The sequence below is a fragment of the Mucilaginibacter corticis genome (genome assembly GCF_007558865.1).
Lineage (GTDB): Bacteria > Bacteroidota > Bacteroidia > Sphingobacteriales > Sphingobacteriaceae > Mucilaginibacter > Mucilaginibacter corticis.
The window spans coordinates 1,141,467-1,154,403 of the sequence record NZ_VLPK01000001.1; the positions used below are offsets into that span (position 1 = coordinate 1,141,467).

The window sequence follows — 12,937 nt, forward strand, 5'->3', positions numbered from 1 at the left end:
AGAGGAAAATGGATTCAAATAGTAAAAACATCGAAGAATTAGCAATTGATACGGTAAGAATATTGTCGGCCGACGCTGTGCAAAAAGCTAACTCGGGCCACCCGGGTACTGCCATGGCGCTTGCGCCTGTGGGCCACGTACTTTGGAAAGACTTTATTAACTTTAATCCTAAAAATCCTGACTGGGCAAACCGCGACAGGTTTATTCTTTCTGCAGGCCACGCTTGTATCTTACAATACAGTTTCCTGCACCTTTTAGGTTATGATCTTTCTTTAGATGATATTAAAAACTTCCGCCAGCTGCACAGCAAAACCGCAGGTCACCCTGAGTACGGTTTGGCACCGGGCGTTGACGTTACCACCGGTCCGTTAGGCCAGGGTTTCGCTAACGGTGTAGGTTTCGCTATCGCGCAAAAACATTTGGCAGGCTATTATAACAAACCTGGTTTCGACCTGTTTAATTACCATATCTACGCTATCTGCAGCGATGGTGATATGATGGAAGGCGTAACTTCAGAAGCTGCTTCATTAGCAGGCCACTTAGAGCTGGGTAACATCATTTATTTATATGACGATAACAAGATCTCTATTGAAGGCAGCACCGATATCGCCTTTAATGAGAATGTTGACGAGCGTTTTAAAGCATACGGATGGCATGTACAATCTGTTGACGATGCCAACGACATCCATGCTTTACACCAGGCATTAGTTAACGCGAAAGCCGAAACTCAAAAACCATCATTGATCCGCGTACGCTCATTAATTGCTTACGGCAGCCCTAATAAATCAGGTACCGCAGGTTCACACGGCTCACCACTTGGTGCAGATGAGATCAAACTGGTTAAAAAATTCTTTGGATTTGATGAGGATAAATCATTTTACATACCTGCCGAGGTTGAAAAATATTACCATGAAATTGGCTCAAGAGGTATAGCTTATGAGCAAAAATGGAATGAGCTATTTGATAAATACAAAGCTGAATTCCCTGAACTGGCTGCCGAGTATGAAGCTGCTATTAAAGATGAATTACCGGCAGGCTGGTTAGATAAGATCCCTACATTTAAGGCATCTGATCCTAAAATGGCTACCCGCCAGGCATCTGGTAAGGTATTAAATGCTATCGCTGATAGCTTCCCTCACCTGATAGGTGGTGCTGCGGATTTGGCCCCATCAACAGAAACTAACCTGAAAAAATACGGTTCATTTACTTCAGAAGATCGTAACGGCCGTAACTTCCACTTCGGTATCCGCGAGCATGCTATGGGTTCTGCCCTGAATGGTATGGCTTTGACCAAAGGTATCAAACCTTTTGGTGCAACATTCCTGATGTTCTCTGAGTACATGCGCCCGCCAATCCGTTTGGCTGCTATCATGAAAGTGAGCCCGATATTTGTTTACACTCATGATAGTATAGGTTTAGGTGAGGACGGTACTACCCACCAGCCTGTTGAGCAACTGATCTCTTTACGTTCTATTCCTAACATCACTGTTATCCGCCCCGCTGATGCTAACGAAACAGCACATGCATGGCGCGTAGCTATCGAGAAAAAAGGCGGCCCTACTGTATTGGTATTTACCCGCCAGGGCTTACCTATCCTTGACCAGGATACTTTGGGCAGCGCAAGCCAGTTAGAGAAAGGTGCTTATATCTTATCCGACTCAAAAGGCACGCCTGATGTTATCCTGATGGCGACAGGTTCTGAAGTTGCTTTGATCATGGATGCAAAAGCTAAACTGGAGGCAGAGGGTGTTAACGTACGCGTGGTAAGCTTCCCGTCATGGGAGTTGTTTGAGAAACAAGACGCTGCCTACAAAGAAAGCGTGTTGCCTAAGGCGGTTAAAAAACGTTTAGCTGTTGAAATGGCATCGCCACTGGGCTGGCATAAATATACTACTGACGAAGGTGATACTTTATGTATGACTACTTTCGGCGAATCTGCTCCGGCTGATGAGCTGTATAAATACTTTGGCTTTACTGTTGATAACGTAGTTAACAAAGCGAAAGCCTTGTTATAGAGACCAGTGGTTGGAGAATAGTGATTAGTTGTCTATTCATTATTCTCCAATCTTTAAACTGATCTCTAATCACTGATCACCAACCACTACCTCACAATGAACTGGAACAGCGACATCATCAAAAACCTTAGTTGGGCGGGCAACATCAGTAATGTAGCCGGCAAGCAAAAGGTGGCCGATCAAATTGTTGCCAAACTGAAAGATGGCGATGTGATAGGCGTAGGCTCGGGCAGTACTGTTTTTTTAACACTGTTTGCCATTGCCGAGCGCATTAAAGCCGAGCGACTAAATATCGCTGCTATTCCGACGTCTATCGAAATATCGCTATTCTGTACCAAGCTGGGTATCCCATTAACAACTTTATTTGAGCATAAACCTGATTGGTGCTTTGATGGTGCCGACGAGGTTGACCCCAATAAAAGCCTGATAAAAGGCCGCGGCGGCGCGCTGTTTAAAGAAAAGCTTTTAATAAGCAGCAGCCCGGTAAGCTATATTATTGTAGACGATAGTAAACTGGTTGACCGCCTGGGCTCAAAGTTCCCGGTGCCGGTTGAGGTGTTTCCGCAGGCATTAACGCATGTTGAACAGGAATTAAGCCTTTTAGGCGCTACATCCATTCAATTGCGCCCGGCGGGCGGTAAAGACGGGCCGGTGATCACCGAGAATAATAACTTGCTGCTTGATGTTAAATTTGACAGGATAGACCTTGATATGGAACGCAAAATAAAGTCGATAACCGGTGTAATTGAAAGCGGCCTGTTTATAAACTATAATATAGAAGTTTTAGTAGCGGCAAACATTGTTTAATAGTAATATTGTATGACAATTATAGCAATAGGTGGTACACTTATTGCCGACAAAAAGATAACCAACTCACAATAATAAAATTGATATTAAAAATTAATTATAATGGAAACTAATAAAGTAAAACAAATACACAGCTTCGGTCAAAGCATCTGGCTTGATTTTATTGATCGCGCGTTTATTGGCAATGGTAAATTAAAAGCACTTATTGATGATGACGGTGTTAGAGGTGTAACTTCAAACCCTGCTATTTTTGAAAAAGCTATTAGCAGCAGCGATATGTATGATGCTGATATTGCAGCATTGTCTGACGGTAAAAGAACCACAGAGGAAGTGTTTTTTGGTTTAGCTATAAAAGATATCCAGGATGCTTGCGATCTGTTTAAAGATCTTTATACCGAAAGCGAAAAAGGCGACGGCTATGTAAGTTTAGAAGTTTCTCCGTTTTTGGCTTTGAAAGGTGAAGAAACTTTTGAGCAGGCAAAATTACTTTGGAAACAAGTTGATCGCGAAAACGTAATGATCAAAATCCCGGGTACACAACCTGGTTTAGATGCTATTCGCAAATCTATCGCGCAGGGCATTAACATCAACGTTACTTTATTATTCGGCTTGCCACGTTATGAAGAAGTTGCTTTGGCATACATTGCAGGTTTAGAAGACCACCTGGCAGCAGGACACGAAATTGCGCACATTTCATCAGTAGCAAGTTTCTTCCTGAGCCGTATCGATGTTTTGATCGACCCGATATTAGAAGAAAAAGGTTTAGGCGAATACAAAGGCGAAGTAGCTATCGCGTCAGCTAAAAAAGCTTACGAGATTTATAAAAGAGTATTCAGCGGTGAGCGTTGGGAAAAATTAGCAGCTAAAGGCGCTAAACCACAACGTTTATTATGGGCAAGCACCAGCAGCAAAAATCCTGCGTTTAAAGACACTAAATATGTTGAAGCATTAATTGGTCCGGATACTGTTGATACCGTTCCGTTAGAAACTATCGTAGCATTCCGTGATCATGGTATCGCTGCCAATACTTTAGAGCAGGATACTGACAAAGCAACCGAGATATTGGATAAAGTTAAAGCTGCCGGCATTGATATCGATGCGTTGACTCAGCAATTAGAAGACGAAGGCATTGAGAAATTCAACCAGCCTTTTGAAAAATTATTACAATCTATCGAAGCAAACAAGGTAAAATAATTCCGGACGATGGAAGCTAACAACCTTAAGATCCTTTTCTTCGATATTGGCGGTGTGATGCTCAGCAATGGCTGGGGTCATGAAAGCCGTGAAGAAGCAGCCAGAAAATTCGGCCTCGACTATGAGGAAGTAAATGGCCTGCACAATTTCATATTTAACGTTTATGAGATAGGTGGCGTTACGTTAGACGACTACCTGGACACGGTGATCTTTAATCACCCGCGTGATTTTACACGAGAGGATTTTAAGGAGTTTGTTTACCAGCAGTCGGTTGAGTTGCCCACTTTAGAGTGGTTAAAAGAATGGAAAAAAGATTGCGGCTTCCGCATCATTTCTGTTAACAACGAGGGTAAGGAACTGAATGATTACCGTGTAAAAAAATTCAAACTGCACGAGTTTTTTGATGCCTTCGTATCGTCGTGCGAGGTTGGTTTGCGTAAACCCGACCCGGCTATCTGGAAACTGGCTATGGGTATAGCCCAGGCACAGCCAAACCAGTGCGTGTATTTTGACGACCGTATTATGTTTGTTAACGCGGCACAAAACTTGGGTATCAGAGCATTTCAGCACAAAGACCTTGAATCGACCAAAAAAATATTACAACAACTAAAAGAGGAAAACCACAACAAATAACTATGAGCACACCAACTAAATATGATTTCGGCATGATAGGCCTTGGCGTAATGGGTCGCAGCCTTTTGTTAAACATGGGCGACCATGGCGTAAAAGGTGCCGGATTTGATAAAGATGCCGAAAAAGTTAAGGCATTGGGCGACGAAAGCACGACCGGAAACCTTAAAGGGTTTAGCGATGTAAAGGAATTTGTAGACAGCCTGAACAAGCCGCGTGCCATTATGATGTTGGTGCCTGCCGGTAAAATTGTTGATGATGTTATTGAAGAGCTGTTACCACTGATTGACAAGGGCGACCTGATCATTGACGGTGGTAACACTTATTATACCGATACCAATCGCCGTTTTGATTACCTGAACAGCAAAGGGGTTCACTTTTTTGGTATGGGTGTATCAGGCGGTGAAGAAGGTGCGCGCCGCGGCCCAAGCATGATGCCGGGCGGCGACGAAAAAGCCTATGAAGTTGTAAAACCAATCTTTGAAGCTATCGCGGCTAAAGTTGATGGCGAGCCTTGTGTTACTTATTGCGGTACCGGATCGGCCGGTAACTTTGTTAAAATGGTGCACAACGGTATCGAATATGGTGTAATGCAGTTAATTGCAGAAACCTATGAGATCCTGAAAAAAGGTTTAGGCCTGAATAACGAAGAAGCAGGCAAGGTATTTACCGACTGGAACAACGGTCGCCTTAAATCATTTTTGTTAGAGGTTACCAGCGATATTTTTCAATACAAAGCACCGGGTACAGATCATTTATTATTAGATGATATTAAAGACGAAGCCCGTGCTAAAGGTACCGGTAAGTGGACATCGCAAGTGGCTATGGATCTTCAGGCACCTATCCCAACGGTAGACTCATCGGTTGCTATGCGCGATTTGTCAAAATACAAAGAAATGCGTGTTAAAGCCGAAGGTATTTATGGTGGTGTTGCCGCGCAGCTTGATGTAAATAAAGAAGAGTTTTTGGCCGCTTTAGAAAATGCCTTCTACTTCAACATGATCATCAGTTACGCGCAGGGTATCCATATGTTAACCCGTGCGTCTGTCGAGTTTAATTACGGCTTAAAGCTTGCAGAGATCGCTAAGATCTGGAGAGGCGGCTGTATCATCCGCTCACTATTCTTACAGAATATTTACGAAGCATTTACCGCTAACCCGGCCTTAGAGCACCTGTTGTTAGACGGTGGCGTAGCCAATGAGGTTAAAGGCTCTATAGGCGGCGCACGTACTGTAGTATCAGCAGTTACTGCTGCCGGTATTGCTGCGCCATGCTATGCTGCTTCATTAAGCTATTTTGATGCTTTCCGCAGCGGCCGTATGCCATCAAACCTGATCCAGGCACAACGCGATTATTTTGGCGCGCATACTTATGAGCTGATAGGTAAAGAAGGAACCTTCCACACCCAATGGTCAGCTAAAAATTAAAACTTAAACAAGAAAGTTTAACATAATAAATTATGTCAACAATAAAATCAGAGCCTACCGTATTTGTTATATTCGGTGGCACAGGCGACTTGAACGCGCGCAAACTTGCGCCCGCGTTATATAACTTATTCCTTGACGGATGGTTGCCAAAACAGTTCTCTATCATTGGTACAGGCCGTACCCAGCTTACAGACGAACAATTCAGAAAAAACCTGAACGAGGACATCAACAATTTTTCACGCAGCGGAAAAGCTGATAAAGAGAAATGGGCAGAGTTTCAAAAGAATGTGTATTACCAGGTGTCGGATGCAAAAGATGCTGAAACTTATAAAGAATTTGGTAAACGTGTAGAGGCCCATGCTGCCGAATGGAAAGTTAGACCTAACGTTATTTACTACCTGGCGGTATCACCTACCTTCTTCCCTATCATTACTTCTAACCTGGCTAAGGCTAAATTAACAGATGATGTTGAACACGTACGTGTGGTAATTGAAAAACCATTTGGTCATGATCTTGAATCTGCTAAAGAATTGAACAAATTACTGGCAGGTTTATTTGACGACAAACAGATCTACCATATTGACCATTACCTGGGTAAAGAAACCGTACAGAATATTATGGCGTTCCGTTTTGCCAACTCTATTTTAGAGCCGATATGGAACCGGAATTACATAGAGCACGTACAGATCTCTGTTACCGAGCAATTGGGCGTTGAAGATCGCGGCGACTATTATGACGGATCAGGCGCTATGCGCGATATGATCCAGAACCACTTGCTGCAATTGTTATGCCTTGTGGCTATGGAAACCCCGGTTAGTTTTAACGCCGATGAGATCCGTAATCGTAAAGTTGATGTATTACATGCCATGCGCAGGTTCTCACCTGAGGATGTGCGTATGTCGGCTGTAAGGGGCCAATATGCTAAAGGCTGGATGGAAGGTAAAGAAGTACCGGGCTACCGCGAGGAAGCTAAGGTTGACCCTAACTCAAATACGGAAACTTTTGCCGCCATAAAATTCTTTGTAGATAATTGGCGTTGGCAAGGTGTGCCGTTTTACGTACGTACAGGTAAAAGGCTGCACCAGTCATCATCAGTGATCACTATCCAATTTAAGGATGTGCCGCATAAAATCTTCCCTACCGAAGCGGCAGAAAGCTGGCAGCAAAATAGGCTGATCATCAGTATTCAGCCGGAAATGAGTATCCGTTTACAAGTTCAGGCAAAACGCCCGGGATTAGATATGATCCTAAACACCGTTGATATGGTGTTTGACTACAAAGGCACTTACACTAACCAGGCACCAGAGGCTTATGAAACCTTATTGCTGGATACCATGCTGGGTGATCAAACCCTGTTTATGCGTGGTGACCAGATAGAAGCTGCATGGGATCTGATCATGCCAATACTAAGCACCTGGACCAACAAAAAGAGCTTAAACTTCCCTAATTATTCTGCATACTCATGGGGCCCTGAAAGCGCCGAGGCATTAATTGCCCGCGATGGCTTTACCTGGTTCTCATTACCGTTGAAGAATACAAAGAAGTAAATATTAAATAACAAACAGGGGTGTCGCCCTGAGGCACTCGAAGGGTGAGCGTAAAGGCCCAACCGCATGCTTCGAGAACCTCAGCATGACACCCTTTGTTAAAACACGTTACCCATGACATTAAACATTTTTGACACCCCAGACGAAGTAGTTGACGGGCTGGCCCAATACTTTGTTAAAATAGCTAATGAAAGCATCGCGGCGCACGGTAAATTCTCTGTCGCGTTATCAGGTGGCAGTTCTCCTAAAAAGTTATATGAACTATTGGCTTCAACCATTTATGCCGACAGCATAGACTGGACCAAAGTTTATTTCTTTTTTGGCGATGAGCGTAACGTACCGCAAACAGACAGCCAGAGCAATTACCTGATGGCTAAGAAAGCTTTGTTTGAGCCATTGTATATTGATGCCGCTAATATTTACCCGGTAGATACTACGTTAACACCCAAAGAAGCCGCGCAAAAGTATGCTGAAACCATTGCCGAGTTTTTTGATGATGATGAAATGAGCTTTGACCTGGTGTTGTTAGGTCTGGGCGATAACTCGCATACCGCGTCTCTATTTCCATATACACCGGTGCTGCATGATGTAACACCATCTGTTAAAGAAGTTTGGCTGGAAGACCAGCAGGTGTATCGTATTACCCTTAACGCCCCATTAATTAACGAAGCTAAAAATATAGCGTTCTTGGTATACGGCGAAGGCAAGGCAGAAGCTGTGCATCATGTTTTAGAGGACGATGAGGATATTGAAAACTATCCAGCCCAGCTTATTGATTCAATTACGGGCGATGTGCAATGGTTCCTGGATGAACCGGCAGCGGCTAACCTGGAAGAAGAATATTAAGAGATACAATTAGTATTGTAAATAAAAAGGCTTCATCAGAGGCCTTTTTTCGTTTATAGGGGTATCAGTACAGGAATTAATAACCCGTTTGTTCTACAGGCGGCATATAGGCTAATCTGCGCTGAAAGTAAACATCCCAGCTATGCTGTTGTGCAACATCAAGCATATGCCGGGTATCGGCATCATAATTGGCATTTAGTACCTGGTATTTGGCGTGGATTCGGTTAAACATGGCGCTGGCCTCTGCCTGGTAATTGTAGTCAAAGCGGGTACGGGCGGCGACACGCAATATTTCCTGTTGCTCCATGTAGGCTATATTATAATGACCCTGTTCATGTTTCAATACTTCGGCCAGCATTTTTTGCGATGTGATGCGGCTTTTATCCATCCATGACCTGTCGCGGTTCATAGTTAGCGGCACATCAAAAACAAGGCGGTACACTCCATTTTCATGATACGCCTGGTAACGAAAATGAATAGAGCAGTTGGTGTAAGCAATGGCATTATCCCCATTAACATGAGGTGTCCCCATAAAGTCATCAGCAGTAAGCCGGCGATAATTTCCATCTTGGGCCAAAGCAAAATTGCTGCATAGCCATAAGCAGGCAGCGGCCATCCCTCTCACAAAACTTACCTTCATTTCATATTAATGGTTTAATCCTTTTTGCCTTTGACTTTGTCAGATTGCAAAAGGTTTAAACTCATCATTTCTTTCATGGTTTGGTGCATGGCGTCGGTTGATCCATCAAGGAAGATCACGTTGCCTTCAGAGTTTTCGGCGAAGTGTTTTATAGATTCTGTCCACATGGTAAACAATATTACCGATGTATCCATATGTGCGGTTTCCATTTCTTTAGCAGCTACGGTCATACCCTTGGCCACCTCCTGCCTGAACAGTGCCACACCCTGCCCGCGTAACTGCGATGCCTGGCGCTCGGCCTCGGCAGAAATTTTGATCGCGTTACCTTCGGCTTCGGCAGCCTTTGTTTTGGTGATCAGTAAGGCCTGGCCTTCGTTCTCGGCAGCGGCTTTTAAGTTATTTGATGCCACAACCTGGCTCATTGATTTCATGATCACATCGTCAAACGTAATGTCATTCAGTTGCAGGTCCTGCAGGTGATAGCCCCAGGTTTCCAGGATCTGGTCAAGCTGCTCTTTTACATGCTCAACAATATCTCGCCTTAATATCAATACCTCTGATTGCCTTTTGGTGGCCACAAAGGCGCGAATAGAGCCCTCTACCGTACGAATAAGCGCTTGCATAAGGTTACGTTCATCAACAAATTTAAAGGCCACGTTCTTGATGGTTTCTTCCTGCTGATCTAATACCGAGTACAACAGCATGGCCTTAAAATACACGTTGGCCTGGTCGAACGTTACAGCCTGGAACTCCAGTTCGACAGAACGGTTCTGGATAGATATTTTAGAATAGATGGATTCAACAAGCGGGATCTTGAAATTCAAGCCCGGGGTTAAAATGCGACGGTATTTACCAAATACGGTAATTACAGCAATAGTGCCTTGTTTAACCGTCACAAATGACGATAAAACAACTACTAATAAAATGAAAACTATTAAGAATGTAACTACCTGAGCTGCCATGAATGGTGATGTTTATATGTTGATAAGATTTAATAAATATAGGGCTATTTTTTTGGCGGGAATATTTGTTTTGCTAAAAACTAATTGTAACTTCCCCGTTACAATTATGCCCCACCCGGTGTGGATTTATGGGGACGTTTTACACAGTAAACGTTTCTTTTTATAACCTATTTATACACGTTTTTGAACTTAAATTAAGCTTATACACGCAATGGTGTGCTATTTGTATATATGATATTAACTAATTAAAAACTATTAAACTAAAGATGAACACAAAATCAAATTCTGGGCTTTCATTAACCGTTATCGGTATTAACGGTGTAACTTTTTCTACAGCAGGTTTATTAACACACGCAATAACTAAAGGCTTGTTTGAGGGGATAATATTGGCAAGTGTGGTTGTACTTGTTGCGGGTATAGCTATTTTACGCGGAGAAACAGCACATTCCTAATTTATAATTGATTAATATAGTTTTTAAGTATCCGTTCCTCTAAGACGGATACTTTTTTATTGCCCTGTTTTTTCTGCGGATATTATACCGGCCAGGTATAAGGTGATATTGCAATAGTGCCCTGTTTTACAGTCATAAATGCTGAGAAAAGTATTATTAATACTATGAATAATAATATTAAAGTAGTTATCTGGCCTTGCATTTATATATAATTTAAGTTATAGGTTAGTTGTTAAGGTTAATTGGATTGTTATTTGTTCTAAAACTAACGGATAACTTTTTAGAAATAACCTATGAATGTAAAACGAATATTTGGTACAATACTTACAATTTTGGGCATTATTGGCCTTATTTATACCGGCATAGTAATTATACAGCGCGAAGGCAATGCGATAAATCTTACTGTGATAGGCGCAATAAGCCTTATCTTTTTTTTAACGGGGATTAGCCTGGTGCGTAACACCAAGGACGAGGCTTAGCTAGTTTATAAAGGTAAGCATTCCGGTCTCTGAAATAGACAACTTATTATCCGGAAAATCAGTTTCGGTAAGCAATTTTATTCTTGCTGCCGCCCTGTCAAGGCTGTCTATCAGTAATCCCGTTTCATGCGATTGTTTAACAGATATGATCTGTGCTTTCAAGAACTCTCCTTTCCGGTTAACATGCACCTTTAATAAAGGCGCTATACCGCATATGCTGGCAATGCTTACACATTTATAGGTGCAAAAGTTCCCCAAACTGTAGGCTATCAGCCGGTTTTTGTATAATTCCATAGCCCGGCTAACATGCGGCCCGTTCCCGAAGATCAGATCTGCACCATTATCAACAGCATTGTGGGCAAATGCGTAAACATTGCCCCGTTTTTCGCCGATGTATGATTCATGTGCTTTTGTAACATGCTCAAAAGCGGGTCCCTCGCCGCCGCCATGAAATGAAACGATCACAATATCGCATTGCTGCTTCAGGTCGCTGATGATCCGCCCTGCTCCGCGCAGGTCAAAGATGGATACGGTATTACTGTTGGGCGCAAATGCGCAGAAGCCATATTTAATTCCTTTTACCGTAAATATCACAGATGGGTGATCCAGCAATCCGGCGTAGTGTATGCCGCAGCTATCTAAAGTAGCGGTGGTACTTATGCGCCCTGTTTTGTCAAAATCGTTGATATGATTATTGGCCAGGCTCAAAACATTAAAACCGGCATCCTTTAATACCCGGCCGTTATCTACCGGCATTCTGAATAAGTATGATTTGGATCTCTGATGTAATTTAAAATTGGCGGGTAATCCATTATTGAGCAATACACCCTCTAGATTACCAAAGGTAACGTCTGCGCTTTGCAGGTATTTAACCACATATGTAAAGCTGTTTTTACCGCTGTCGGGTTGTAAGGTACTATTGGTAGGATAAGAAGTCCCCAGCATAATGTCACCAACAGCCGCTATGCAAATAGAATCGGGCACTACTGGCTTGTAGGGTATCTCAATATATTTTTTAGGAAGTTGTTTTTTAGGAACCTGGTTTATAGCCCCGGTCTCGTTTTGCTGACATGACTGCGATGCAAACAGTAATGTTATTATAAATGCAGCAAAACGTATTTTCATAGCAAAAAAAAATCCTCTCATAAAATGAAAGGATCTGTTTAAATTCTTTATTCTGCCGGTGGCGTGTCTCCATTGTCGGCCGTCGTCGGCAGGTCTTTCTTAAAGGCTTCCAATACGCGGCCGCCTTTGTAAAAATACCTGCTATAATAAGCGTCGTCAAGGTTGCTGATGGCAACACCTCTTAAAGAGGCATGTGCAAACCTGCCATCGCCTAAATAAATACCAATGTGCGATATGCTGCGGCTATGGATCTTAAAGAAAACCAAATCACCTTCTTTCAGGTCGTCTTTACTAACCGGGCTAACCATGCTGAAAATATCGCGCGAGTTACGTTTGATATCAAGGTTAAAAACCTGGTCATATAGCTGTTTTGTAAATGCAGAGCAATCAACACCTTTTTTTGAATTACCGCCGAAACGATAAGGGGTGCCTATCCAGTCATAAACAAAACTAAAAAGTTTCATGTTTGATGTTGCCGATACAGCAACGTGCATAATTTGCGAGAGGTAATCTTTTGCTAAGCTTTCTTCTTCGTCCGGTGCCTTGTCAGTAGCTTGACTTGGAACGGTTTTTGTTTGTGCCTGTACGGCTAAAACGCTGAAAAATAAGGCTATTGCCAGTATTGTTTTCTTCATCTAATCCTTGTTTCGTTCTCGTTTAACGGACAAACTGTCCATTATGTTACACATATTCGATAAGGCTGGTCACAAAACTATCCATTTTTTTGGGAAACACAAATAAATGTCATTTTTTTATTGCAAAAGTAATTCTCCACTGTTGATAACAAAATTGTAGCGCAATGATTAAAGATTT

13 protein-coding genes are annotated in these 12,937 nt (G+C 42.6%); 9 read left to right on the forward strand and 4 right to left on the reverse strand.

Annotation, left to right across the window (positions count from 1 at the left end):
- Positions 1–8 precede the first annotated feature (8 nt).
- From tkt to pgl, 7 genes are all read left to right on the forward strand, one after another.
- A complete protein-coding gene (gene tkt / locus FO440_RS04940; RefSeq protein WP_144247103.1) occupies positions 9–2,015 on the forward strand; it encodes a transketolase in 2,007 nt (668 codons plus the stop codon).
- Positions 2,016–2,111: 96 nt separating this feature from the next.
- The gene (rpiA, locus tag FO440_RS04945) at positions 2,112–2,822 is read left to right on the forward strand and encodes a ribose 5-phosphate isomerase A (protein ID WP_144247104.1); all 711 of its coding nucleotides are present in this window, start codon (positions 2,112–2,114) and stop codon (positions 2,820–2,822) included.
- Between the two features lie 102 nt (positions 2,823–2,924).
- Positions 2,925–4,016 carry a transaldolase gene (tal, locus tag FO440_RS04950; RefSeq protein WP_144247105.1) on the forward strand — a complete coding sequence of 364 codons (1,092 nt, stop codon included), beginning with the start codon at positions 2,925–2,927 and terminating at the stop codon, positions 4,014–4,016.
- Positions 4,017–4,025: 9 nt separating this feature from the next.
- The gene (locus tag FO440_RS04955; RefSeq protein WP_144247106.1) at positions 4,026–4,649 is read left to right on the forward strand and encodes an HAD family hydrolase; all 624 of its coding nucleotides are present in this window, start codon (positions 4,026–4,028) and stop codon (positions 4,647–4,649) included.
- Between the two features lie 2 nt (positions 4,650–4,651).
- Entirely contained in the window at positions 4,652–6,073 is a 1,422-nt protein-coding gene (gene gndA, locus FO440_RS04960) for an NADP-dependent phosphogluconate dehydrogenase (RefSeq protein WP_144247107.1), read from the forward strand.
- Positions 6,074–6,105: 32 nt separating this feature from the next.
- Positions 6,106–7,620: a glucose-6-phosphate dehydrogenase gene (gene zwf / locus FO440_RS04965; RefSeq protein ID WP_144247108.1), complete on the forward strand. Its 1,515-nt coding sequence runs from the start codon at positions 6,106–6,108 to the stop codon at positions 7,618–7,620.
- A gap of 114 nt (positions 7,621–7,734) precedes the next feature.
- Positions 7,735–8,466, forward strand: coding sequence for a 6-phosphogluconolactonase (pgl, locus tag FO440_RS04970; RefSeq protein ID WP_144247109.1), 732 nt, complete (start codon positions 7,735–7,737; stop codon positions 8,464–8,466).
- A gap of 76 nt (positions 8,467–8,542) precedes the next feature.
- On the opposite strand, the gene FO440_RS04975 is transcribed toward pgl, so the two are convergent.
- Positions 8,543–9,106 (reverse strand): DUF922 domain-containing protein, encoded by a 564-nt coding sequence (locus tag FO440_RS04975; RefSeq protein WP_144247110.1) that lies wholly within the window; start codon positions 9,104–9,106, stop codon positions 8,543–8,545.
- Between the two features lie 14 nt (positions 9,107–9,120).
- On the reverse strand, positions 9,121–10,068 hold the full coding sequence (locus FO440_RS04980) for an SPFH domain-containing protein (RefSeq protein ID WP_144247111.1): 948 nt from the start codon (positions 10,066–10,068) through the stop codon (positions 9,121–9,123).
- A gap of 266 nt (positions 10,069–10,334) precedes the next feature.
- Here FO440_RS04980 and FO440_RS04985 point away from each other — a divergent pair, with 266 nt between their 5' ends.
- On the forward strand, positions 10,335–10,520 hold the full coding sequence (locus tag FO440_RS04985) for a hypothetical protein (protein ID WP_144247112.1): 186 nt from the start codon (positions 10,335–10,337) through the stop codon (positions 10,518–10,520).
- A 293-nt stretch (positions 10,521–10,813) separates the two neighbouring features.
- On the forward strand, positions 10,814–10,999 hold the full coding sequence (locus tag FO440_RS04990) for a hypothetical protein (protein ID WP_144247113.1): 186 nt from the start codon (positions 10,814–10,816) through the stop codon (positions 10,997–10,999).
- Here FO440_RS04990 and FO440_RS04995 read toward each other — a convergent pair whose 3' ends face one another.
- Together FO440_RS04995 and FO440_RS05000 are read right to left on the reverse strand one after the other, a co-directional pair.
- Positions 11,000–12,124 carry a CapA family protein gene (locus FO440_RS04995; protein ID WP_186292568.1) on the reverse strand — a complete coding sequence of 375 codons (1,125 nt, stop codon included), beginning with the start codon at positions 12,122–12,124 and terminating at the stop codon, positions 11,000–11,002. It abuts the gene before it with no gap.
- A gap of 47 nt (positions 12,125–12,171) precedes the next feature.
- Positions 12,172–12,759, reverse strand: coding sequence for a C40 family peptidase (locus tag FO440_RS05000; RefSeq protein ID WP_144247115.1), 588 nt, complete (start codon positions 12,757–12,759; stop codon positions 12,172–12,174).
- Between the last annotated feature and the right edge of the window lie 178 nt (positions 12,760–12,937).

What these genes read in the sequence shown, in the direction of transcription:
- tkt (WP_144247103.1), top strand. Translation starts at nt 9, where the DNA reads ATGGATTCAAATAGTAAAAACATCGAAGAATTAGCAATTGATACGGTA.
- rpiA (WP_144247104.1), top strand. Translation starts at nt 2,112, where the DNA reads ATGAACTGGAACAGCGACATCATCAAAAACCTTAGTTGGGCGGGCAAC.
- tal (WP_144247105.1), top strand. Translation starts at nt 2,925, where the DNA reads ATGGAAACTAATAAAGTAAAACAAATACACAGCTTCGGTCAAAGCATC.
- FO440_RS04955 (WP_144247106.1), top strand. Translation starts at nt 4,026, where the DNA reads ATGGAAGCTAACAACCTTAAGATCCTTTTCTTCGATATTGGCGGTGTG.
- gndA (WP_144247107.1), top strand. Translation starts at nt 4,652, where the DNA reads ATGAGCACACCAACTAAATATGATTTCGGCATGATAGGCCTTGGCGTA.
- zwf (WP_144247108.1), top strand. Translation starts at nt 6,106, where the DNA reads ATGTCAACAATAAAATCAGAGCCTACCGTATTTGTTATATTCGGTGGC.
- pgl (WP_144247109.1), top strand. Translation starts at nt 7,735, where the DNA reads ATGACATTAAACATTTTTGACACCCCAGACGAAGTAGTTGACGGGCTG.
- FO440_RS04975 (WP_144247110.1), bottom strand. Translation starts at nt 9,106, where the DNA reads ATGAAGGTAAGTTTTGTGAGAGGGATGGCCGCTGCCTGCTTATGGCTA.
- FO440_RS04980 (WP_144247111.1), bottom strand. Translation starts at nt 10,068, where the DNA reads ATGGCAGCTCAGGTAGTTACATTCTTAATAGTTTTCATTTTATTAGTA.
- FO440_RS04985 (WP_144247112.1), top strand. Translation starts at nt 10,335, where the DNA reads ATGAACACAAAATCAAATTCTGGGCTTTCATTAACCGTTATCGGTATT.
- FO440_RS04990 (WP_144247113.1), top strand. Translation starts at nt 10,814, where the DNA reads ATGAATGTAAAACGAATATTTGGTACAATACTTACAATTTTGGGCATT.
- FO440_RS04995 (WP_186292568.1), bottom strand. Translation starts at nt 12,124, where the DNA reads ATGAAAATACGTTTTGCTGCATTTATAATAACATTACTGTTTGCATCG.
- FO440_RS05000 (WP_144247115.1), bottom strand. Translation starts at nt 12,759, where the DNA reads ATGAAGAAAACAATACTGGCAATAGCCTTATTTTTCAGCGTTTTAGCC.